Origin of the sequence: Massilia sp. BHUDP2 (genome assembly GCF_046236355.1) — a bacterium.
Lineage (GTDB): Bacteria > Pseudomonadota > Gammaproteobacteria > Burkholderiales > Burkholderiaceae_D > Telluria > Telluria varians.
The window spans coordinates 1,539,464-1,562,137 of record NZ_JBJUVW010000001.1 but is presented as its reverse complement, the minus strand read 5'-3'; the positions used below and the strand labels follow the sequence as shown (position 1 = coordinate 1,562,137).

At 65.4% G+C, this 22,674-nt stretch carries 21 protein-coding genes; 7 read left to right on the top strand and 14 right to left on the bottom strand.

Features of this window, described 5'->3' with window-relative positions; translation table 11 throughout:
- Window positions 1–41: 41 nt before the first annotated feature.
- Entirely contained in the window at window positions 42–2,609 is a 2,568-nt protein-coding gene (locus ACK6C6_RS07005; protein ID WP_409266568.1) for a putative bifunctional diguanylate cyclase/phosphodiesterase, read from the bottom strand.
- Window positions 2,610–2,662: 53 nt separating this feature from the next.
- Here ACK6C6_RS07005 and ACK6C6_RS07000 point away from each other — a divergent pair, with 53 nt between their 5' ends.
- Window positions 2,663–3,982, top strand: a complete 1,320-nt coding sequence (locus ACK6C6_RS07000) for an EAL domain-containing protein (protein WP_409266567.1) — start codon at window positions 2,663–2,665, stop codon at window positions 3,980–3,982.
- 29 nt (window positions 3,983–4,011) lie between these two features.
- Here ACK6C6_RS07000 and ACK6C6_RS06995 read toward each other — a convergent pair whose 3' ends face one another.
- From ACK6C6_RS06995 to apbC, 3 genes are read right to left on the bottom strand one after another with little or no spacing between them, the layout of a single operon-like run.
- Window positions 4,012–4,812: a hypothetical protein gene (locus ACK6C6_RS06995; RefSeq protein ID WP_409266566.1), complete on the bottom strand. Its 801-nt coding sequence runs from the start codon at window positions 4,810–4,812 to the stop codon at window positions 4,012–4,014.
- Between the two features lie 12 nt (window positions 4,813–4,824).
- A complete protein-coding gene (locus ACK6C6_RS06990) occupies window positions 4,825–5,844 on the bottom strand; it encodes an RNA methyltransferase (protein WP_409266565.1) in 1,020 nt (339 codons plus the stop codon).
- Window positions 5,845–5,868: 24 nt separating this feature from the next.
- Window positions 5,869–6,957, bottom strand: a complete 1,089-nt coding sequence (gene apbC, locus ACK6C6_RS06985; RefSeq protein WP_209586090.1) for an iron-sulfur cluster carrier protein ApbC — start codon at window positions 6,955–6,957, stop codon at window positions 5,869–5,871.
- Between the two features lie 148 nt (window positions 6,958–7,105).
- Here apbC and metG point away from each other — a divergent pair, with 148 nt between their 5' ends.
- The 6 genes from metG (at window position 7,106) to ACK6C6_RS06955 (ending at window position 13,693) form a co-directional block, all read left to right on the top strand.
- Window positions 7,106–9,244, top strand: coding sequence for a methionine--tRNA ligase (metG, locus tag ACK6C6_RS06980; protein ID WP_409266564.1), 2,139 nt, complete (start codon window positions 7,106–7,108; stop codon window positions 9,242–9,244).
- A gap of 185 nt (window positions 9,245–9,429) precedes the next feature.
- On the top strand, window positions 9,430–10,746 hold the full coding sequence (locus ACK6C6_RS06975) for an enoyl-acyl carrier protein reductase FabMG (RefSeq protein ID WP_409266562.1): 1,317 nt from the start codon (window positions 9,430–9,432) through the stop codon (window positions 10,744–10,746).
- A 66-nt stretch (window positions 10,747–10,812) separates the two neighbouring features.
- A complete protein-coding gene (locus ACK6C6_RS06970) occupies window positions 10,813–11,022 on the top strand; it encodes a DUF3460 family protein (protein ID WP_409266560.1) in 210 nt (69 codons plus the stop codon).
- Between the two features lie 16 nt (window positions 11,023–11,038).
- Window positions 11,039–11,920 (top strand): segregation and condensation protein A, encoded by an 882-nt coding sequence (locus ACK6C6_RS06965; RefSeq protein ID WP_409266559.1) that lies wholly within the window; start codon window positions 11,039–11,041, stop codon window positions 11,918–11,920.
- Window positions 11,921–11,955: 35 nt separating this feature from the next.
- A complete protein-coding gene (gene panC, locus ACK6C6_RS06960; protein WP_036207329.1) occupies window positions 11,956–12,795 on the top strand; it encodes a pantoate--beta-alanine ligase in 840 nt (279 codons plus the stop codon).
- A 124-nt stretch (window positions 12,796–12,919) separates the two neighbouring features.
- Window positions 12,920–13,693: a PilZ domain-containing protein gene (locus ACK6C6_RS06955; protein WP_409266558.1), complete on the top strand. Its 774-nt coding sequence runs from the start codon at window positions 12,920–12,922 to the stop codon at window positions 13,691–13,693.
- A 148-nt stretch (window positions 13,694–13,841) separates the two neighbouring features.
- On the opposite strand, the gene ACK6C6_RS06950 is transcribed toward ACK6C6_RS06955, so the two are convergent.
- The 10 genes from ACK6C6_RS06950 to ACK6C6_RS06905 all read right to left on the bottom strand — a co-directional run bounded on the left by ACK6C6_RS06950 (window position 13,842) and on the right by ACK6C6_RS06905 (window position 22,671).
- Window positions 13,842–15,047 carry an EAL and HDOD domain-containing protein gene (locus ACK6C6_RS06950; protein ID WP_409266557.1) on the bottom strand — a complete coding sequence of 402 codons (1,206 nt, stop codon included), beginning with the start codon at window positions 15,045–15,047 and terminating at the stop codon, window positions 13,842–13,844.
- Between the two features lie 55 nt (window positions 15,048–15,102).
- Entirely contained in the window at window positions 15,103–15,741 is a 639-nt protein-coding gene (gene cheZ / locus ACK6C6_RS06945) for a protein phosphatase CheZ (RefSeq protein WP_292045307.1), read from the bottom strand.
- Between the two features lies 1 nt (window position 15,742).
- Window positions 15,743–16,138: a chemotaxis response regulator CheY gene (cheY, locus tag ACK6C6_RS06940; RefSeq protein WP_036207318.1), complete on the bottom strand. Its 396-nt coding sequence runs from the start codon at window positions 16,136–16,138 to the stop codon at window positions 15,743–15,745.
- A 140-nt stretch (window positions 16,139–16,278) separates the two neighbouring features.
- Entirely contained in the window at window positions 16,279–17,340 is a 1,062-nt protein-coding gene (locus tag ACK6C6_RS06935; RefSeq protein WP_036207316.1) for a chemotaxis response regulator protein-glutamate methylesterase, read from the bottom strand.
- 32 nt (window positions 17,341–17,372) lie between these two features.
- Window positions 17,373–17,966, bottom strand: coding sequence for a chemoreceptor glutamine deamidase CheD (gene cheD, locus ACK6C6_RS06930; RefSeq protein ID WP_036207314.1), 594 nt, complete (start codon window positions 17,964–17,966; stop codon window positions 17,373–17,375).
- A gap of 9 nt (window positions 17,967–17,975) precedes the next feature.
- Window positions 17,976–18,842, bottom strand: a complete 867-nt coding sequence (locus ACK6C6_RS06925) for a CheR family methyltransferase (protein WP_409266555.1) — start codon at window positions 18,840–18,842, stop codon at window positions 17,976–17,978.
- 83 nt (window positions 18,843–18,925) lie between these two features.
- Window positions 18,926–19,426 carry a chemotaxis protein CheW gene (locus tag ACK6C6_RS06920; protein WP_209586083.1) on the bottom strand — a complete coding sequence of 167 codons (501 nt, stop codon included), beginning with the start codon at window positions 19,424–19,426 and terminating at the stop codon, window positions 18,926–18,928.
- A gap of 38 nt (window positions 19,427–19,464) precedes the next feature.
- Window positions 19,465–21,636, bottom strand: a complete 2,172-nt coding sequence (gene cheA / locus ACK6C6_RS06915; protein ID WP_409266554.1) for a chemotaxis protein CheA — start codon at window positions 21,634–21,636, stop codon at window positions 19,465–19,467.
- A 36-nt stretch (window positions 21,637–21,672) separates the two neighbouring features.
- Window positions 21,673–22,038, bottom strand: a complete 366-nt coding sequence (locus tag ACK6C6_RS06910; protein ID WP_027863763.1) for a response regulator — start codon at window positions 22,036–22,038, stop codon at window positions 21,673–21,675.
- Window positions 22,039–22,122: 84 nt separating this feature from the next.
- Window positions 22,123–22,671 carry a chemotaxis protein gene (locus ACK6C6_RS06905; RefSeq protein WP_209586081.1) on the bottom strand — a complete coding sequence of 183 codons (549 nt, stop codon included), beginning with the start codon at window positions 22,669–22,671 and terminating at the stop codon, window positions 22,123–22,125.
- Window positions 22,672–22,674 lie beyond the last annotated feature (3 nt).

The following is a 22,674-nucleotide window of genomic DNA, read 5'->3' as shown; positions in this document are numbered from 1 at the left end:
CCGGTACAAGAGATGAGCAGACAAGCGACATGGACGGGAATTCAGGCCGGGACGAGGGGCGCGGCCTCGACCTGGCGCGCCAGCATCGCCGCCACCTCGGCGGGCGGCAGCGGGCGGGCGAAGTAATAACCCTGGGCGCAATCGCATCCCATCGCGCACAGGTCGGCCAATTGCTCGGGCGTCTCGACCGCCTCGGCGATCACGTTCAGGCCGAGCCGGTGCGCCATCGACACGATGGCCTCGGCGATCGCGAACGAGCGCCCGCCGGACCTGCCCGCGCCCGCCCCGGCCGTGCCCAGGCGGCGCACGAACAGGCCGTCCATCTTGAGAATGTCGATCGGCAGCTCGGACAGGTAGTTCAGGCTCGAGTAGCCGGTGCCGAAGTCGTCGATCGAGACCAGCACGCCGGCCTGGCGCAGCCCGCTCATCAGGGCGCAGTTGCCGGCCAGGTCTTCGATCAGCATGCCCTCGGTGATCTCGAGGTCGAGGCAGCGCGCCGGCATCCCGGTTTCATGCAGGATCGCCAGCACCCGCGCCGGTAGCCCGGGCTCCTTGAGCTGGCGCGCCGACAGGTTGACCGCGGTCTTGATCTCGGGGAGGCCGCTGGCGCGCCAGGCGCGGTTCTGCAGGCAGGCGGTGCGCAGCGCCCAGTCGCCGATCGGGACGATCATGCCGGTCTCCTCGGCCAGCGGAATGAAGCGGCCGGGGTCGACCCGCCCGTACACCGGATGCTGCCAGCGCAGCAGCGCTTCGACGCCGACCACGCAGCGGGTGGCCAGGTCGATCTGCGGCTGGTATTCCAGGAACAGCTGGCCTTGCGCGAGGGCGTCGCGCAGGCCGTTCTTGAGGGCCAGGCGTTCGCTCTGCGGCTGCACCGTGTCGCCGGAGTAGACCTGGACGCTATGCTCGCCCCAGCGCTTGGCGCTGCGCATGGCGATGTCGGCGCGCTTGAGCAGCGCGTCGAGGTCGCAATCGGCCGCCGGGTACAGGGCCACGCCCACCGCCAGCGTGACGAAGCATTCGCGTCCCGCCACGCTCAGGGGCAGGCCGAAGCGGTCGAGGACCTTCTCGGCCACCACCTGGGCGTCGGATTCGAAGCTCAGGTCTTCCAGCAGCGCGATGAATTCGTCGCCGCCCCAGCGCGCCACCGTGTCGGAATCGCGCAGGCAGCGCCGGATCGCGGCGCCGGCCTGGGCCAGGAGCTCGTCGCCGGCCTCGTAGCCGAATTCGTCGTTGATCTCCTTGAAGCCGTTGATGTTCAGGAGCAGCAGCGCCACCAGGCGGCGGTTGCGGTTGGCGCGGTCCATGGCATGGCGCAGGCGGTCGCGCAGCAGGTTCCGGTTGAGCAGGCCGGTGAGCTGGTCGCACTGGGCGCCACCCTGCAGGCGTCCGGCGCTCACCCGCGGGCCGCTGCCGGGGCCCTCCGCCCCGGCCTGCTCGACCGCCAGCTTGGGCAGCACCGGCAGGCGCTCGTCGTCGTCATGGCACTGGACCCGGTTGCGCCCCAGGGACTTGGCCACGTACAGCGCCTCGTCGGCGCGCGCGATGGCCTGGGCCACAACTTCGCCGAGCCGGTATTCGACCACCCCGACCGATACCGTCAGGCTGATCTCGCTGCCGCCGGTTTCCTGGCCGCGGAAGCGGAGGCCGGCGATCACGCGCCGCACCCGCTCGGCCAGCACCAGCGCGTCCGGCGCCGGGGTCTCGGGCAGCATCAGGAGGAACTCCTCGCCGCCGTAGCGCCCGAAGGCGTCGGTGCCACGCACCTGCCCCTGCACCGCCTCGGCGAAGCGGTGCAGCACCAGGTCGCCGGCCGCATGCCCATAGGTGTCGTTGATGCGCTTGAAGAAGTCGATGTCGAACAGGCACAGGCAGAACGGGCGGCCATTGCGGTCGGCGCGCTCCTTTTCGCGGTCGATCAGGCCGAGCAGGAAGCGGCGGTTGTGGCTGCCCGTGAGCTCGTCGCGGATCGCCAGCTCGTTGATGGTGGCCAGGGCGCGCTGGAGCTTGACGAAGCCCTCGGTCTTGGTCAGTTCGAACAGCAGCACGAACACCAGCACCACCACGTACAGGCCGAGGTTGCAGATCAGGTGCAGCAGCGGCATGTCGAGGCTCGGGGTGTGCAGCACCGCCAGGCCGAAGGCGCTCACGCCCCAGATCGCGGCGGCGGCGGCGCAGCTGACCATCAGCCAGAACACGCCGCTGGCCACCCCGCCGAGGAACATGGCCACCACCGGCGCGGTGATCAGCCAGCTGGCCGTGGGCGCATGGATGCCGCCCAGGTGCCAGGTCAGCCAGGTGAAATTGAAGAACAGCGCGCACAGGAACAGTTCGCGCGCCAGCGCGATGCTGCCCGTCAGGCGCAGCACCGGGGGCGCCATCAGCATCACCAGGCAGCAGGCCAGGATCTCGGCGGCCGCCAGCCGCAGGCCCAGCATCCAGTAGGCCAGCGCGTACAGCGGGCCGGCGGTGGCCGCCATTAGGGCCGCGTTGACCACGTTCTCGGCACGCGCCAGCGCGGTCGCATCCTGCCGCAGCCTGGTCGGCACGAACAAGTGAGCCGCGTCCAGGTAACGCCCGCGCCACCGCTGTCTGCTGTTATCGCTCATCAAGCATCCCATGCGCCACGCTCCAAACTCCGAGTGTAGGCAGGAATAGTTTGGTGAACTTTATTTTCGGACAGAAAATTGCCGAAAAGAAGAGTCATCCCGGCAGGCATGCCGCCAGTAGATTGTGCGTGACAAGTGTTGCCGGTCTGCCCGCACTTACCTACAATAACACTTCGACAACCCGTGTTCTGTACGCCATGCTGAACGTGACGCCCACCAAGCAGTCGCAGGCACCGCTGCACGACATCATCCTGTCTGCCGTCGACCTTGCCAGGATCTGCCTGCGCATGGATGTGGCCTTCATTTCGGAATTCAAGAACGGCCGCCGCATCTTCCGCCACATCGCGGCCGACGGCGATCTGCCGGTCCAGCCAGGGCACTCAGATCCGTTGGCGGAGAGCTACTGCCAGCATATAGTCGATGGATCGATCCCGTCCATCGTCGACGATAGCCACATCTACCCCATCTTGAAGCGCCTGAACAGCACCGAAGCGCTGAAAATCCGTGCTCACTTGGGCGTCCCGATCTGGCTGTCCGACGGCTCGGTGTTCGGGACCTTCTGTTGCTACAACCGCAGCCCGAACTCCTCGCTGCGCGAGGTCGACGTGGAAGCGATGCGGCGCTTTGCCGGCCTGATCGCCGTGATGCTGGAACAACGCGTGCTTGCCGAGCGCGCCGCCGAACAGACCTGCGCTCGCCTGACCCGGGTAATCCAGGGCCGCGCGATTGCCATCGCCTGCCAGCCAATCGTCGACCTGGCGAGCGGCGGTGTGCTCGGGTACGAAGCGCTGTCGCGCTTTCCTGCTCCCGAAAGCTGCCCTGCCGGGTGGTTCGACGACGCGCATCAGGTCGACAAGGGCGCCGAACTGGAACTGCTGGCCATCGAACTGGCCCTTGCGTGCCTACCGACGCTGTCGCCGCAGGCCTACCTCTCGTTCAACGTTTCCCCCGGCACGATCCTTAGCGGCGCACTGGCTTCCCGCCTAAGCGATGCGCCGCTCGGCAGGCTGGTACTGGAACTCACCGAGCACGCGCCGATCGAGGAATACCCTGCGATTGCGGTCGCCCTGGATACACTGCGCCGGTCCGGCCTGCACCTGGCAATCGACGATGCCGGCTCGGGTTATGCCAGCTTCCGCCATATCCTGCAGCTGCAGCCCGACATCATCAAGCTGGACCAGAGCCTGATCCAGGGGATCGACGCCGATTCCGGCCGCCGAGCACTGGCCGCGGCCCTGACCGGCTTCGCGCGCGACACCGGCTGCGACGTGGTGGCCGAGGGCATCGAAACGGACGCCGAGCTGGCCGTGCTGCGCGGCCTGGGCGTCAAGGCCGGCCAGGGCTACCTGTTCGGGCGTCCCGCGCTGGCCTGAGCGATGGCGCGGCGACGAGGATCCGGGGATTACGCGCCGGCGGTCATGCCTGGGGCCTGCTCTAGCGCCATCTGGTGTTCGGCCATGCGCCGGCTGATGGTGCCAGGCTCGCCCAGCTCGCGCTCGGCGAGCATGCGCAATTCCTCGCTCTCCAATCCGCGCAGCAAGCCGTCGCGTACGGCGTAGGCCTCGGCTGGCCGGTCCAGGCCGTGCAACACGGCGATGGCGATCCGGACCTCGCGCGTCAGGCTCATCAGCTCGGCAGCCAGGCGCGGTGCCTGCCTGCCCGGCGGGAACAGGGTCAAGCTCCGGGCATTGCAGTTGACTTCGGCCAGCAGCTTGAGCGGATCGCCGCGGTAGCGCTCCGCCAGGACGAAGTCGCCTGTCTCGACGATGGCCGGCAAGGCGCGCCATGCATGGCGGCGCGTCAGGTCGGGCTCCTGTGCTTCCAGTTGCAGGAACAGCGCGTGGGTCGCACGCGGGTCACCCAGCGTCTCGTTCATGTCGACGATGAGGAAGAAACGTTCGACCCGCTCGAACATCTGGCGGTGGTCCTCCAGCCAGGGAGCGGTGCCGGCATACGGCTCGCCGCCCAGCAGGCGCCGTACCTGCTCATCGCGCGCCCGCGCCAGCGCGCTGGCTGCCGGCGCGTATTTCTCGATGAGCAGCTTCCACTGGAACATCGTCATGAAATAGTCGGCCCTGGCCGGCGCCGGCGCATGCTCGGCCTGCGCGTACAGCCCCTCCAGGCAGGCCAGCAGCTCGTCGTACCGGCCTTCGTCCTCCAGGGTCTGCATCCGCTGCATGCTTGCGCGGGTTTGTTCGTCCATGTCGGATGCCATTCAAGCCCGGCGCAGCGCGATGGTGCGCCCTGCCCGGGCGCGCAGCTGGCCGCAGCCGCCGTCGACGTCCTGCCCGGCCGAATCGCGCAGCTTGGTCAGCACGCCGCGCGCGTGCAGGCCGGCCGCGAGCGCGCGGGCGCGTTCCCAGCTCGGTCTTTGGTACGCCAGGTCGGGCACCGTGTTATAGGGAATCATGTTCAGGATGGCGTACTTGCCGCGCAGGAGCGACACGATGCCGTCCATCTCGTCCGGGCCGTCGTTCACGCCCTCCAGTAATGTCCACTGGTACTGGATCGGATAGCCGCTCAGGCGCGCATAGCGCTCGCCGTGCTCCACCAGCGCCGAGGGCGACAGGCGCGGCGCGCGCGGCAGCAGTTCGGCGCGCAGCTGAGGCTTGGTGGTGTGCAGCGACAGCGCCAGCGCCGGTTTCACCCGCCCCAGGGCCAGCCGCTCGAAGGCGCGCGGGTCGCCCACGGTGGAAAACACCAGGTTCTTGTGCGCAATGCCGGCCTCGATGCCGAGCAGCTCGATCGCTTCCAGCACATTGTCGAGGTTGTGGGCCGGCTCGCCCATGCCCATGAAGACGACCTTCTTCACTGGCCGGCGGCGGCGCGCCAGCACCACCTGGGCCACGATCTCGCCGCTCGTCACCTGGCGCAGCAGGCCTTCGCGGCCGGTCATGCAAAACGTACAGCCGACCGCGCAGCCGACCTGGCTCGAGACGCACACACCGTCGCGCGGCAGCAGCACCGATTCGACCATCTGACCATCGCTCAAGCCCACCAGCAGGCGTTCGGAACCGTCCTCGCCCGGGTGGCTGGAGACCAGCCGCACCAGGCCGGCCAGTTCGGCATCCAGCGCGGGCAAGGCCTCGCGTACGGATTTAGGCAGGAAGTCGGAGGCCGGACGGCGGCCGCGCTCGTGCGCCGCGCCCTGCACCCAGTCGCGCAGCACGCGCTCCTGGTGCAGCGGCAGCGCGCCCAGCAGGGCCAGGCGCTCGCGGATGCTGGAAACGCGCATCGTTTTTTACCAGATGGTAGAAAATCAGTCGTTCTTGACGACGATGCTCGGGAACTTGCTGGTCATGTCCTTCGCCTTTTCGGCGACCTTGACGGCGACCTTGCGCGCGATCTCCTTGTACACGCTCGCGACCGGGCCTTCCGGATCGGCCACCACGGTCGGGCGGCCGGAATCGGTCTGCTCGCGGATCGACAGGTTCAGCGGCAACTTGCCGAGGAAGTCGACGCCGAAGTCGCGGCACATCTTCTCGCCGCCGCCTGCGCCGAAGATTTCCTCGTGGTGGCCGCAGTTGGAGCAGATGTGGGTGCTCATGTTCTCGACCACGCCGATGATCGGGATGCCGACCTTCTCGAACATCTTGAGGCCCTTGCGCGCGTCCAGCAGGGCGATGTCCTGCGGGGTGGTGACGATGACGGCGCCGGTGACCGGCACCTTCTGCGACAGGGTCAGCTGGATGTCGCCGGTGCCCGGGGGCATGTCGACGATCAGGTAGTCGAGGTCGCGCCAGTTGGTCTGCTCCAGCAGCTGCTGCAGCGCGCCGGTGACCATCGGGCCGCGCCAGACCATCGGCTCGTCCGGATCGATCATGAAGCCGATCGAGGACACCTGCACGCCGTGGTTCTCGAGCGGTTCCATGGTCTTGCCGTCGCGGCTCTCGGGGCGGGCGTTGATCCCCAACATCATCGGCTGCGACGGACCGTAAATATCCGCGTCCAGGATGCCGACGCTGGCGCCCTCGGCGCTCAGCGCCAGGGCCAGGTTGACGGCGGTGGTCGACTTGCCCACCCCGCCCTTGCCCGAGGCGACCGCGATGATGTTCTTCACGTTCGGCATGACCTTCAGGCCGCGCTGGACCGCGTGCGACAGGATCTTGGTATAGACCCTGGCCGTCACGTTGCCCACGCCGGGCAGCGCCTTCACGCCAGCCACGACGCTGTCGCGGATGCCGGCGACCTGGCTGGCCGCCGGATAACCCAGCTCGACGTCGAAGGAGACGTCCGCGCCGCTGAGCTTGATGTTCTTGATGGATTTGGAAGAAACGAAATCCTTCCCGGTATTCGGATCGATGACCGCCGACAATGCTGCCTTGACATCGTTCTCAGTGATGCTCATGTGTTTCTCCAGGTTATAGGGGCGAAGTGTAGCGCAAAATGCCGCTCGCTTCTTGTTGCTTTGGCAAACCCGGCGCCGGCCGCTGCGCAGGTGCCGCCTTCCGCTGGTAAAATGCTTCTTTCCATATAACCAAAGCGCTTCGACCACCATGACCCGCAAGCTGTTCGTCACCACTGCCCTGCCCTACGCCAACGCTGCCTTCCATATCGGCCACATGATGGAATACATCCAGGCCGACATCTGGGTCCGGTTCCAGCGAATGCAGCGCGATAATGGTATCCAGCGCCAGGTGCATTTCGTCTGCGCCGACGACACCCACGGCACCCCGATCATGATCGCTGCCGAAAAAGAAGGCATCACGCCGCAGGAATTCGTGGCCAAGATCGCCGCCGGCCGCCCGCAGTACCTGAACGGCTTCCACATCGCCTTCGACAACTGGTATTCGACCGATTCGCCGGAAAACGTCGAACTTTCACAAGGTATCTACCGCCAGTTGCGTGAGACCGGCCTGATCGTCACCAAAACCGTCGACCGCTTCTACGACCCGGTCAAGGGCATGTTCCTGGCCGACCGCAACATCAAGGGCGAGTGCCCGGTCTGCCACGCCAAGGACCAGTACGGCGACAACTGCGAAGTCTGCGGCGCCGCCTACCAGCCGACGGAACTGATCAACCCGTTCTCGGTCTTCACCGGCTCGACCCCGATCCTCAAGCCTTCGGAGCAGTACTTCTTCAAGCTGTCCGACCCGCGCTGCTTCGCTTTTCTGAAGGAATGGCTGAACACCCCGGGCCGCCTGCAGCCGGAAATGGTCAACAAGGTCTCGGAATGGCTGGGCGAGTCCGGCGAAAAGCTGGCCGACTGGGACATCTCGCGTGACGCGCCCTATTTCGGCATCCCGATTCCCGACGCGCCGGGCAAGTTCTTCTATGTATGGCTGGACGCGCCGGTCGGCTACCTGGCCTCGCTGAAGAACTACTTCAGCAAACAGGGCATCGACTACGAGGCCTTCCTGCACGACCCGGCCGCCGAGCAGGTCCACTTCATCGGCAAGGACATCGTGTCCTTCCACCTGCTGTTCTGGCCGGCGATGCTGAACTTCTCGCAGCACCCGATCATCGACAAGCTGAAGGTCGCGGTGCACGGCCACCTGACGGTCAACAACGAAAAGATGTCGAAGTCGCGCGGCACCGGCATCTCGCCGCTGCGCTACCTCGAGCTGGGCATGAACCCGGAATGGCTGCGCTACTACCTGGCGTTCAAGTTGAATGCGAAAGTCGAAGACCTCGACTTCAACGGCGACGACTTCGTGGCGCGCGTGAACAGCGACCTGATCGGTAAATACATCAACATCGCCAGCCGCTGCGCCGGCTTCATCGCCAAGAAATTCGACGGCAAGCTGGCCGACACCCTGTCCGATAACGCCAAGGGCTGGATCTGCAAGGCCCTGATGATTGACGGCGCCGAGCGCCAGGCCAGCATCGCGGCCGCGTTCGAAGCGCGCGAGTACGGCCGCGCGATGCGCGAGATCATGGAGATCACCGACATTGTCAACCAGTACGTGGACGAGAACAAGCCCTGGCTGCTGGCCAAGGATGAGTCGAAGCTTGCTGAACTGCACGACGTCTGCACCACCGCGCTGATCCTGTTCCGCCAGCTCACCATCATGCTGTCGCCGGTGCTGCCGCAGGTGGCCGCGCGCGTCACCGAGTTCCTGGGCGACAGCGAGCTGAGCTGGCTCGACACCCACGGCGCGGCCGTCTACGAAACCATGCTGGGCCGCACGATCGGCGCCTACAGCCACCTGATGCAGCGCGTCGATGCGAAGATGGTCGAGAACCTGTTCGACAAGCCGGCTGCACCGGCGGCCGCAGCCCCTGTACCGGCTGCAGAAGCCGCCGCACCGGTGGCCGAGGCCGCGCCGGCGGGCGACATCGAGGAACTGGCGCCGGAAATCTCGATCGACGATTTCCTGAAGGTCGACCTGCGCGTGGCGAAGATCGTCAACTGCGAACACGTCGAAGGCGCCGGCAAGCTGCTGCGCCTGACCCTGGACGTGGGCGAAGGCCGCTACCGCAACGTGTTCTCGGGCATCAAGTCGGCCTACAAGCCGGAAGACCTGGTCGGCAAGCTGACCGTCATGGTCGCCAACCTGGCGCCGCGCAAGATGAAGTTCGGCGTGTCGGAGGGCATGGTGCTGTGCGCATCCGCTGCCGACGAAAAGGCCAATCCGGGCCTGTACCTGCTCGATCCGATGCCGGGCGCGCAGCCGGGCATGCGTATTCGCTGAGCCAGGCCCGAGCCGGGTTCCCGCCCCACGGGAGCCCGGCCTTCCTCTCCCCGCCCCACCGCCAAAATCAACGCCCACGCCCATCCGCGGCGTTATAATGACGTGTTATTTTTCTGAAACTCGTGCTTCCACCGGCCCTTGCCGGCAGGCCTTCTTCAGACCATACAAGATAGGTAGATAATAAGATGACCGAATTCACTCCTCTCCGCCATATCCCGCAAGCCAACGTGTTCCGCAAGGGCGACGTCTTCGTCCTGTTCGGCGAACTGTTCGGCCGCGGCTATGTGAACGGCCTGATCGACGAGGCGCGCGCTGCCGGCATGAGCATCGTCGGCATCACCGTCGGCCGCCGCGACGAGTCCGGCGCCCTGCGCGCCCTCACCGCGGAAGAACACCTTGAAGCGGAAGAGAAGCTCGGCGGCAAGATCGTCAACGTGCCGCTGATGGCCGGTTTCGACATGGACGCCCCGGAAGGCGAGCAGAACCCGACCGAACTGCTGGCGGACGTCAAGCTCAAGACCTGGCAGGACGACAAGCTGGACTGGGACAAGATCGAGCGCTGCCGCGAGGCCGGCGTGCGCCGCTTCACCACCAGCGCCGCCCAGGCGATGGCTGAAATCGACAAGCTGATCCCGGAAGGCGCGAACGTCTTCTTCGCCCACACCATGGCCGGCGGCATCCCGAAGATCAAGGCCTTCCTGGCCATCGCCAACCGCATCTACAAGGGCCGCGGCGAGCGCTTCGAATCCTCGCGCGCCCTGCTCGACAGCGACCTGGGCAAGCTGATCCTGATGAACTTCGACGAAGTCACCGCCAACACGCTGAAATACCTGATCGATGCGTCAAGCGCGATCCGCGAGCGCGTGACGAAAGCCGGCGGCGAAGTGCGCTACACCGCCTACGGCTACCACGGCACCGAGATCCTCATCCAGGGCGAGTACCAGTGGCAGACCTACACCAACTACACCCAGGGCTACGCAAAGATGCGCCTGGAGTCGATCGCCCAGGCGGCCTGGAACCAGGGCATCTACGCCACCGTGTTCAACTGCCCGGAAATCCGCACCAACTCCTCGGACATCTTCGTGGGCGTCGAGCTGTCGCTGTTCCCGCTGCTGGTCGCCCTGAAGAAGGAAGGCGGCGGAGCATGGGCCGAGCAGCAATGGCAAATCTGCCAGGACCTGCTGGGCGACGGCATCTCGCTGCAGTCGCTGCTCGACACCATCGAGCACTACAACAACGACGCGACCAGCGCCCACTTCCGCAACTTCGAAGCCTGGCCGATGGACAACACCCCGGAACTGGCCGAAGTCATGATCGGCACCTCGGAAGCCATCACCAACCTGCACAAGGACAAGAAGGCGCTGATCACCGACCACCTGTCGAGCCTCGTATTGGAAGGCGCCGGCCCGCTGATGTTCCATGGCGCATCGGAAAAGATCGCCCCGGTGCTGTGGCTCAACCACGACATCATCGCCCGCCAGCTGAACGAACTGCACAAGTAAACTTGACGCAAACCTGCCGGGGCTGAAGAATCTGCCCCGTCTGTTTGCTACTTCATTCTGGAAATCATGTTCTTCAAGAAACAACACTCGCTGTACGAATCCGAGCACACCAAGTTCATCAAGGAACTGAAAGCCAAGACTCCGGGCATGGAAGCGCGCCAGGTGGAAGGCCGCGCCCTGCTGTGGGACAAGGCCCCGCTGTCGCTGGACGAACAAGAGCGCATCAACGCGTCGCGCCTGCGCCAGCAAGCCTACCCGTACCAGTCCAAGGTCTGAGGCTGAGGTAAGTCCCATGCTGCCCGAGCAGGCCGCGCCAAGCGCGGCCGATCCCTCGCAGGATGGGGCGTCCCCGCCTATCCACGACGAGCACCTGAACGCAGCGGCCGATGCGGCCGAGGCGGCCATCGCGCGCCTGTACGGCGAGCCTTTGACGCGCCTGCCCAACGATCTGTACATCCCGCCGGACGCGCTCGAGGTCTTCCTCGACGCCTTCGAAGGTCCGCTCGACCTGCTGCTGTACCTGATCCGCAAGCAGAACTTCAACATCCTCGACATCCCCATGGCGCAGGTGACCCTGCAATACCTGGAATACGTCGAGCAGATCCGCCAGCGCAACCTGGAGCTGGCCGCCGAGTACCTGCTCATGGCGGCGATGCTGATCGAGATCAAGTCGAGGATGCTGCTCCCCAAGAGGCACGAGGACCTGGTCGAAGACGTCGGCGACCCACGCGCCGAACTGGTGCGCCGCCTGCTGGACTACGAGCAGATCAAGGCGGCGGCGGTGGCGCTCGGCGCCCTGCCCCAGGAAGGCCGCGACTTCGTGCGCCCGCAGCTGTTCGTCGAACAGGGCGTGGCAACCATGCTCCCGGAGGTCGACCCATGGGACCTGCAGCGCGCCTGGCTGGATGTGATGCGCCGCGCCAAGCTGACCCAGCACCACCGGATCAGCCGCCAGGAGCTCTCGGTGCGCGAGCACATGTCCGCCATCCTGCGCACCCTGCAGTCGCAGCGCTTCGTCGAATTCTCCGAATTGTTCGCCGGCCAGCACACGATTCCGATCGTGGTTGTACACTTTGTCGCCATGCTCGAACTGGCGAAGGAAACCTTGATCGAGATCACGCAGGCCGAACCCTTTGCGCCGATCTATGTGCGCCTGGCCTATTCCCCGGCTTGAAGAGCCGGTTACTTTATTCCTATTCCGTTACCCCCATGAAAATCATTTCCTCCATCGACGAACTGCGCGACCAGCTGCGCGGCCAGCTGCGCACCGCCTTTGTGCCGACGATGGGCAACCTGCATGAAGGCCATTTGTCGCTGATGCGCCTGGCGCGCCGGCATGGCGACCCGGTGGTGGCGTCCATCTTCGTCAATCGTCTGCAGTTCGGCCCGAACGAGGATTTCGACAAGTACCCGCGCACCTTCCAGGACGACGTGGCCAAGCTGGAAAAGGAAGGCGTCTACGTGCTGTTCGCGCCGACCGAGAAGGACATGTACCCGGAGCCGCAGGAATACCGCGTGCGTCCGCCCGAAGGCCTGGGCAACACCCTGGAAGGCGAGTTCCGCCCCGGTTTCTTCGACGGCGTCTGCACCGTGGTGACCAAGCTGTTCTCCTGCGTGCAGCCGCGCGTGGCCGTGTTCGGCAAGAAGGATTACCAGCAGCTGATGATCGTCCGTAACATGGCGCGCCAGTTCGCCCTGCCGACCGAAATCATCGGCGCCGAGACCTTCCGCGCCGAGGACGGCCTGGCCCTGTCCTCGCGCAACGGCTATCTTTCGAGCGAGGAGCGGCGCGAGGCCCCGGCGCTGTACCAGCAGCTCAATGCCGTCGCCGAAGCGATGCGCGCAGGCAGCCGCGACGTCGCCGCCGTCGAGCGCCAGGCCATGGATTTCCTGGCCGCGCGCGGCTGGAAGCCGGACTATGTCTCGATCCGCAAGCGCATCGACCTGCAGGCACCCGGCATGGCCGACCTGGAAGCGGGCGCTCCGCTGGTCGTGCTGGCCGCTGCCAAGCTCGGCAACACGCGCCTGATCGACAACCTGGAGATCTAAGCGTAACAAACAGCTATCTTTGCTTGCTAAATTGCAATACCAGCCGGACTAGCCTTATACTTGACGTGCGCGGAAACCAGCCGGTTTTCGCGCGGCATGAAGGAATCTCGCAAGGAAAGTTGCCGTGAACGACACCCCCACTCCCATCGACCGCAAGGGCCCGCCGCGGCAGTCGGACGCGCTCAGCCGCATCGGCAGCACTGCCGAGCCGCATGAAATGCGCGATCCTTTCGATATCGGCGAGGCCTTGACCGCCCTGTCCCTGTCCGGCGAGCCGATCACGGTGTTCCCGGCCGGCTGGATCGAGCCGCTGCTGGCCCGCATCGAATCGGTCGACCCGGAGCTGCCGCATTTCGTGATCGACTTCACCGGCAGCGAGCGCCCGCCGGCCGGCAAGGCCACCCTGGTCGCTTCGCTGGGCGGCAATGCCAAGCTGCAGTTCGAACTCGACCAGTCCTGGAAGCCGGCGCCCTCCGACAAGCTGCACGTCCAGGCCGAATTCCCGCCCTCCTGCCTGGTGCTGAACCGCCGCGCCGCGCGCCGGGTCGAGACGCCGGTGGGCGTCCATTACCTGGCGAGCTTCCGCATCAAGGGCACCGAGATGGAACTGCCCCTGTACGACTTTTCGCAAGGGGGCGTGGGGCTGCGTGCGACGCCCGAGCAATGCTTCGGGCTGCACGTGGGGAAGAAGCTGGAAGGCGTGCGCCTGCAGCTGGGGCCGAGCCTGGTGATCATGGCCGACCTCGAAGTACGCCTGCTGCGGCCGTTCCGCACCTTCCTGCTGGGGGAGCAGGTGCAGATCGGTTGCAGCTTCGCGAGCATCTCGATGCAGATGCAGCAGACACTGGAACGCTTCGTGACCACCGGGACGCCGGAGCGGCGGGCGGTTGCGCGATAGGCGCTAGCGGTATGCTGGCAAAATTGGGTTCCCGCCTTCGCGGGAACGACCTCGGTTATTGTTGGGCTGAGCAGACGCAGCGGTTTCTATCCGTTAGCTGAAAGACCGTCATTCCCGCGCAGGCGGGAATCCAAGTTGTCTTTGACGTTTACGCCGCCACCGACTGCGCCCAGGCCAGCGCCGACAGGTGCGCCTTGTTGACTTCCAGCGGGGAGATGTCGAGCGACTCCGCCAGCCCCGCCACCAGCGCCGAATTGAGTTCGCAAGCCTCGGCCAGGGCCAGGTAAGGCCCATATTTTCCTTCGCGCGACACCAGCGCCCTGACCACTTCCTCGGGCAGCGGCACCGTCTCCAGCACCTCCTGCATCGGCAGGCCCAGCAGCCGGTCCAGCAGCGAGAACATGCCGGCCACGAACAGGTGCTCGCCCTCGCCGCGCAGCGCCTTTTGTCCGAGCAGCTCGGCCAGGCGGCCGCGCACCACCGCGGTCTCCATCAGCACCGGCGAATAGCCGCTCGAACTGGCCGTCGCCAATAGCAGCACCAGCCAGCGGTACAGCGGGGCATAGCCCATCAGGGCAATCGCTTGGCGCAGCGACTCTACCCTGCGCGCGGCCCCGAAGCCCGCGGAATTGATGTAGCTGAGCAGCTTGTAGGTGAGCGCCGGATCGCGCTTCAGGATGTTCTCGAGCTTGGGCAGGTCCTCGTTGTTCTGCACCAGCTGCATCAGCTGCAGGATGGTGCTCTGGGTCGGGTTCATACCCTTGACCGGGTTGCCCGGCCGCGGGGTCAGGTGCAGCTTGCCGACAAAGGCATCCAGGCCGAGGGTGGCGCAGGCGTCGAAGTCGGCCCAGGTGGCTACCGGGCGGCCCACCATGCGCACCGCGGCATGCCTGGCGGCGGCATAGGTGCGGGCCTGGGTGGCGACGTCGCTGCCGGCGAACTGCACCTCGACGTAGGAGGCATAGGGCGACAGGTTGCGGCCCAGCAGCTTGAGGTCGGCGCCGCGGATCGACACCCCTACCCCGCCCACGCGCACCGCCTGCACCGCCGCGCGCACGTCCGGGTCGGTCAGCTTGCGGATGTTCAGGGTCAGGACGGTGCGCTCCGGCGGCAGCGCGTGCAGCGCATCGAGGGAGAGCATCTCCGGGACGGCATCGAGGAACAGGACCTTGTCGCGCAGCAGCCAGCCATGCTCGGCATGGTTGACGTGCTCGGCGACGAAGCCGACCAGGTCTTCCAGTTCCTGGTCGCTCGGGACCTTGCCGTCGTGATGCTGCCACGACAGCTCGTAGCCGATGACGCGCTGCCTGGGGTCGAGCAGCGGTTCGCGGACGATGAAGTTAGTTTGATGCATGTGGCGCGTGATGAAACGTGTAACGGTGCGCGGGCGGCCCCGTGGCCCGCGCGCCTTAGAAACCGAGGCTGTCGAGCAGGTCGTCGACCTGGCCCTGGTCGGCAACCACTTCGCTCTTGCCTTCCGGCTTGATCTGCGGGCCGTTGAGCAAGCCATTGTCGATCTCGCGCCGGATCTCGCTCGGCGCGAAGTCGATCAGCACCTGCACCAGCTGCTTCTCGAGGTTCTGGGCGATGCCCGTGATGCGGCCGATCACCTGGCCGGTCAGGTCCTGGAAGTCCTGGGCCATCATGATGTCCATCAGCTGGGCACGCGTCGCGCAGGCCCCGGCACGGGACTCATCGAGGCCGGCGATGGTGCGCTGCGCCAGCGCGCGCCAGTCCTGTTCCGAAGCACCCTGGTCCAGCAAGGCCTGCCAGGCGCCGGCGAGCTCGCCGGAGCGGGTCTCGATCGCATCCTGCACCGGGCCGGCGGCGTCGGTGGCGTCCAGCACGCGCTTTGCAGCCTGTTCGGACAGGCGCGCCACGTAGTCGAGGCGATCGCGCGCATCGGGAATGTCGCTCGCCGCCTTTTCGATCAGCTTGTCGAGACCGAGGCCACGCAGGCTTTCGTGCAGCGCGCGCGTCATGTGCCCGATCCGGCTCAGGACCTCCTCGTGGGAGGTCTCGACCTGCGCCGCAGTCTGCTCCGTCATGTCAGCCCGCCTTGTCCATCTTTTCGAAGATCTTGTTGAGCTTCTCGTCCAGCGTGGCGGCCGTGAACGGCTTGACCACGTAACCGCTGGCGCCTGCCTGCGCGGCCGCGATGATGTTTTCCTTCTTGGCTTCGGCGGTCACCATCAGCACCGGCAGCTTGGCCAGCGCGGGATCGGCACGGATGTTCTGCAGCATGGTCAGGCCGTCCATGTTCGGCATGTTCCAGTCCGACACCACGAAGTCGAAGGGTTCGCTGCGCAGCTTGGCCAGCGCCATCACGCCGTCTTCTGCTTCGTCGACATTGGCATAACCCAGTTCCTTCAACAGATTCCGGACGATGCGGCGCATCGTCGAGAAATCGTCAACAACCAGAAAACGCAACTTTGGATCAGCCATGAATTACTCCGTTTTGAATCTTTTGCTTTGGTTTAGTAGGTGAGCGCTGAACAAAACCGCGCGACCGTGGGATCAGCCTCAAGAATAGCATTTTTGTTGCCGTACGGCGATAAAATGGCATCAATACAAGCGCATCCGGATCAAACACGCAACGCCCGGCTGCCCTGCGAGGCCAGGTGCTCGAGCACCATGCCCGGCAAGGCCTGCAAACTGCCTACTTCGTGGGCAGCGCCGAGCGCGATCGCTTCGCGCGGCATGCCGAACACGACGCAGCTTGCCTCGTCCTGGGCAAAATTGTGCGCGCCCGCAGTACGCATGTCCAGCATGCCGGCGGCCCCGTCCTTGCCCATGCCGGTCAGGATAACACCGACCGCGTTCTTGCCCGCCGCCTGCGCGGCGCTGCGGAACAGCACGTCCACCGAGGGACGGTGCCGGTTGACGGGCGGGCTCTGCTCGATCTTCGTCATGTAGTTGGCGCCGGAACGGGTGAGCAGGAGGTGCGAATGCCCCGGCGCGATGTAGGCGTGGCCGGGCAGCACCCGCTCGTTGCCCTGCGACTCGCTGACACTGATCTTGCACAGCGAATCGAGGCGCTTGGCGAAGGAGCTGGTGAAGCCTTCCGGCATGTGCTGGGCGATCAGGATGCCCGGGCAGTCCGAGGGCATCTGCATCAGGAATTCGCGGATCGCCTCGGTGCCGCCGGTGGAGGCGCCGATGATGATCAGCTTTTCCGACGAGATCAGGGGGCTGCGCAGGGCCGACAGCTGCGGCGCCGGGCTACTGCCCGGGACCATGCGCTTGATGCGCGCGCGGCTTGCCGCGCGAATCTTGTCGGCGATGAGTTCGGTGTACTCGCGCATCCCGGTCTGGATCGACAGCTTCGGCTTGGTGACGAAGTCGACCGCGCCCAGTTCCAGCGCGCGCATCGTGATCTCCGAGCCGCGCTCGGTCAGCGAGGACACCATCAGCACCGGCATCGGGCGCAGGCGCATCAGCTTTTCCAGGAAATCGAGGCCGTCCATCTTCGGCATCTCGACGTCGAGGGTCAGCACGTCCGGGTTGTGGCGTTTGATCAGCTCGCGCGCGACCAGCGGGTCGGGGGCCGTGGCCACGACTTCCATGTCGGGCTGGGAGTTGACGATTTCGCTCATCACGCTGCGGATCAGCGCCGAGTCGTCGACGATCAACACCTTGATTGTCATGTGTCGTCCTTTCAGGTCTTGTTCTTCCCTGGTCAAAACAAGTCGATGTCGCCGCCGACCGGTTCGACCTTGAGTCGTTTGGCGTAATCGAGCTCGCGTTTTGCCAGCGTATCGTTCTGGGTCTGCATCAGCTTCTTCACCAGCACCTTGCCGGTCTTGGGGAAGAAGTACACCTTGCGCGGATAGACGTCGTTCAGGTCCGAAGCCAGCACCGGGATGCGTTCGGTCTTCAGGAAGTCCACCACGAAGGAGGCATTGCGTTCGCCCACGTTCATGGCGGTGAAGCCGCGCAGCACGGCGCCGCCGCCGAACACCTTGGCTTCCAGGTTCTCGCGGCGCGCGCCCGCCTTGAGCAGGTCGTTGATCAGGATCTCCATCGCGAAGCTCCCGTAGCGCATCGAGGCCGACACCGGGCTGCCGGCGTCGCCGCCGTCGGGCAGCATGAAATGGTTCATGCCGCCCAGGCCGGTGATGCGGTCGCGGATGCAGGCCGACACGCAGGAACCGAGCACGGTCACGATCAGCATGTTCTTGCCGGTGTAGTAGTACTCGCCCGGCAGGATCTTGGCGGCGTCGCAGTCGAAGGTGCGGTCGTAGTAGACGTTGGTGGCGAACTGGTTGTTCATGTCGGTGTCTTAGAACGGGTGGCGGCGCGCGGCCTGATCGAGTTCGTACACCGTCTTGCCGCGCAGGCGCAGCGAATCCGACACGTACAGGAAGTTTTCGGAATGCCCGGCGAACAGCAGGGCATGGGGCTTCATCAGGGGCACGAAGCGCGCCAGGATCTTGCGCTGGGTGTCCTTGTCGAAGTAGATCATCACGTTGCGGCAGAAGATCGCGTCGAACTGCCCTTCCACCGGCCATTCGTTCGCCAGCAGGTTCAGCTGGCGGAAACTCACCAGCTGGCGCAGTTCCGGACGCACCCGCGCCATGCCCTCGTTGGCGCCCTTCCCCTTCAGGAAGAAGCGCTTCAGGCGCTCCGCGCCCACCTTGTCGACGCGCTCCATCGGGTAGACCCCGGTGGCGCCGACCGCCAGCACGTTGGTGTCGATATCGGTCGCGACGATCTGTACCGGCGGGCTCAAGCTGTTGAAGGCCTCGCAGGCGGTCATCGCGATCGAATACGGCTCCTCGCCGGTGGACGCGGCCGAACACCAGATGGTGAGCGGCTGGCCGTCGCGGCGCTGCAGCCCGGCCAGGTGATCGGCCAGCAGCGGGAAGTGGTGGGCTTCGCGGAAGAACGAGGTCAGGTTGGTGGTCAGCGCATTGGTGAAGGCTTCCCATTCGGTCGCCATCCGGCCTGCTTCCAGGTCGTCGAGGTAGCGCACGAAGGACTGGATGCCGGTGGCGCGCAGGCGCCGCGCCAGGCGGCTGTAGACCATCTCCTGCTTGCTGTCGGCCAGGGATATCCCGGCGCGCTGGTAGATCAGCGCGCGGACCCGCTCGAAATCACTGCGCGTGAAATCGAATTCCTTGGCCGTATCGGTTCGTTGCTGCGGCACGTTATTGCCTCTTCGTTGCTATCAGTGTTGCTTGTGCCGGCTGTTCGTTGGGGTGGGCGGCGAAGCCGTCCACCCCAACGAAATTACGCTGCCAGCTTGTCCATCAGGCCCATCTCGCTGGACGACATCAGCTTGTCGATGTCGACCAGGATCAGCATGCGCTCGTCCACCGTGCCCAGGCCGATCATGTAGTCCGAATTGAAGGCGGTGCCCATTTCCGGCGCCGGCTTGATCTGGTCCGGGGTGAGCGTGGTCACGTCCGACACGCTGTCCACCACCATGCCCATGATGCGCCCGCCGATGTTCAGGATGATCACCACGGTGAACTGGTCGTACACCGGGGTGCCCAGCTTGAACTTGATGCGCATGTCCACCACCGGGATGATGATGCCACGCAGGTTGATGACGCCCTTGATGAATTCCGGTGCGTTGGCGATGCGGGTCACCGCTTCGTAGCCGCGGATCTCCTGCACCTTGAGGATATCGATGCCGTATTCCTCGGAGCCCAGGGTGAAGGCCAGGAACTCGCTGCCGGCCCCTTCGATGGTGCCGTCGGCCGGTTTGTTGTTCTGTACAGTAGACATGTTCACGTCCTCTTGGGGTTAATGTTTTGTAAAAATCTTCACGATGCGACGGTGTCGCCGAGCAGCTGGCGCGAGGAGCGCACCAGCGCGGCCACGTCGAGGATCAGGGCGACGCCGCCGTCGCCCAGGATGGTGGCGCCCGAGATGCCGGCCACCTTGCGGTAATTCGCTTCCAGGTTCTTCACCACCACCTGCTGCTGGCCCACCAGTTCGTCCACGAACAGCGCGGCCTTCTTGCCCTCGGTCTCGAGGATCACCACGATGCCCTCGGAGGGGTCCGTGATGCGCGGCTGGATGTCGAACATCTGGTACAGCGGGATCAGGGGCAGGTATTCGCCGCGCACCTTCAGCACGCGGCCGCGTCCCGCGATCTCGCGGATGTCGGCAAGCGCCGGCTGCAGCGACTCGACGACAAAGGACAGCGGCAGGATGTAGACCTCTTCGCCGCTGCGGATCGACATGCCGTCCAGGATGGCCAGCGTCAGGGGCAGCGAGATCGAGATCGTGGTGCCGAAGCCGCGCGCCGAGCGGATGTCGACGCTGCCGCCCATCGAGGCGATGTTGCGCTTGACGACGTCCATGCCGACGCCGCGGCCCGACACGTCGGTCACCTGCTCGGCGGTCGAGAAGCCCGGCGCGAAGATCAGCTGCCAGACTTCCTCGTCGCTCATGTTCTCGCTCACCGGGAGCCCGTTCTGGGCCGCCTTGGAGAGGATCCGCTCGCGGTTCAGGCCGGCGCCGTCGTCCGAGACTTCGATGACGATGTTGCCGCCCTGGTGGCCGGCCGACAGGAACAGGCGCCCCGCCTCCGACTTGCCGCTGGCGACACGCGCGGCCGGCATCTCGATGCCGTGGTCGATCGAGTTGCGCACCAGGTGGGTCAGTGGATCGACGATGCGCTCGATCAGGCCCTTGTCGAGCTCCGTGGCGGCTCCGTTGGTGATGAAGTCGACTTTCTTGCCAAGCTTGCTGGCCAGGTCGCGCACCATGCGCGGGAAGCGCGAGAACACGAAGTCCATCGGCATCATGCGGATCGACATCACCGCTTCCTGCAGCTCGCGGGTGTTACGGCCCAGCTGGCTGATGGAATTGAGCAGGCGCTCGTGGGACATCGGATCCAGCCCGCCGCTCCTTTGCTCGAGCATGGCGTTGGTGATCACCAGTTCGCCGATCAGGTTGATCAGCTGGTCGACCTTCTCGACCGACACCCGGATCGAGGACGATTCCGCGTGCGGGTCCTTCTTGGCGGCGGCCTTCTTTTCAAGCGCCAGCTCGCTTGCCGTTTCGGACAGCTCGAGCGGTTCCGGGCCCTTCGGCGCGGCAGCCGGCTTCGGTTCGCCCGTGATGCCGGCCGCGGCGCGGATCTGTTCGATCGGCTGGAAGAAGCCGTAGCCGCGCTCGTCGTCCGACAGCTCGTCGTCGCCGCTTGCCGCGGCCGCGCCCTCGTCGTCGGCGTCGAAGAAGCCGTAGCCCTGCTGGTCCTCGATGCGCTTGCGCTCGGCGGCCTCGATGGCGCGCTGTTCGGGCGTCAAGGCCGGGGCCTCGAAGATCTTCAGGTCTTCCGGATTGAGCACGAAGGAGCAGATCGCGATGATGTCGTCCAGGCTCTCGTGCGTGGTGATGATGATGGCGCTGCGCCCGCCCTCCAGCGGCGTCACCTTGGCGCGCCCCATCAGGCCCAGCTCGTCGACCAGGGCGCTGATGTCGCGCTGCTCGACCGGCGGCAGCTCGATCTTGTAGCGGTGCGCTCCCTCAGTCGGGTGATGTACCTTCGCCTCGGCGGTGAGATAGGACGGCGCCACCACGGGTGCGTGCGGCACCAGGCCCTCGGCCAGGTCGTGCAGCACCATGCGCACGTTGGCGACCGCTTCCTGGTCGACGGCTGCGCCGTGGCGGTGGCCGTCGAGCTGCATCTTGAGACTGTCCTTGGCCGCCAGGAAGGCGTCCACGTGGTTCGAGGTCAACGCCATCTCGCCCTTGCGGATGCGGTCCAGCAGCGACTCGAGCACGTGCGTGACCTCGCTCATGTCGGACAGGCCGAAGGTCGAGGCGCCGCCCTTGACCGAATGGGCGGTGCGGAAGATCGCGTTCAGGTCTTCCGGGTCGGGCGCGGCCACGTCGACTGCCAGCAGCAGCCGCTCCATTTCGGCGAGCAGTTCCTCTGCCTCGTCGAAAAAGACCTGGTAGAACTGGCTGATGTCGATCGTCATGGTGCTGTTTCCTCGATTACCCGGCGCATCATCGGTTCAACCGATGACTTTTTTGACGACCTCGATGAGGCGCTGCGGATCGAAAGGCTTGACCAGCCAGCCGTTGGCGCCGGCGGCGCGGCCCTTGGCCTTCATCTCGTCGGACGACTCGGTGGTCAGCATCAGGATCGGGGTCTTGGCGTAGGTCGGCAGCGTGCGCAGGGTCTTGATCAGCGCCAGGCCGTCCATGCGCGGCATGTTCTGGTCGGTCAGGACCAGGTCCACGCTCTGCAGCTTTGCCTTGTCGAGGCCATCCTGGCCGTCCACGGCTTCCACCACGTTGTAGCCAGCCGCCTTCAGGCTGAAGGCCACCATCTGGCGCAGCGAACTGGAATCGTCGACCGCGAGAATCGTTTTTGCCATGTTTTGCTCCTGCTGTTTTATCCGGTATGTTCCGGTTGAATGTTAAGTGGCGAAGTATCGTGTTGTTCAGTACCGGCGCCGCACTCAGAAGAGTTCGATGTCCCCGCTCTCGAGGTGCTGCTGGTCGACCGACTTGCGCAGCATGCTGCGCAGCTCGAGCGACTGGATCGCCAGCGCCATGCTGACCTTGCCCAGGCGTTCGACGATCTCGTCGCTGTCGGTTTCCGGTGCGATCTCGGCGCCATGCTCGCTGAGCGTGCCGAGGAAATCGCGCAGGCCGGTCACGCGCCGCAGCGTGCGGTCGATCAGCTGGCTGGTCATGTCCTGGAACTGCATGCTGGTGATGGCCGAGTTCACGTGCTGGCCGATTTCGCCGGACATTTCAGACAGGTGCGCGCTGTCTTCGGCGCTCGGCGTCTCGCCGGCCAGCAGGCGGTTGATCGCTTCCTGGCGCGCCCCGACCGCCGTGTGGATGGCCATGAAGCTGCTGGTCAGCTTGTCGATGGCTTCTTCCAGCAGCAGCTCGGTCTGCAGCAGGTCGGTCTCGACCTCGGTCAGGTGGCGGCGTCCGTGGATGGCCACACCGGAGAGCAGGCGCTTGACGTGTGATCCGAGAATCTTTTTTCTTTTCATTCG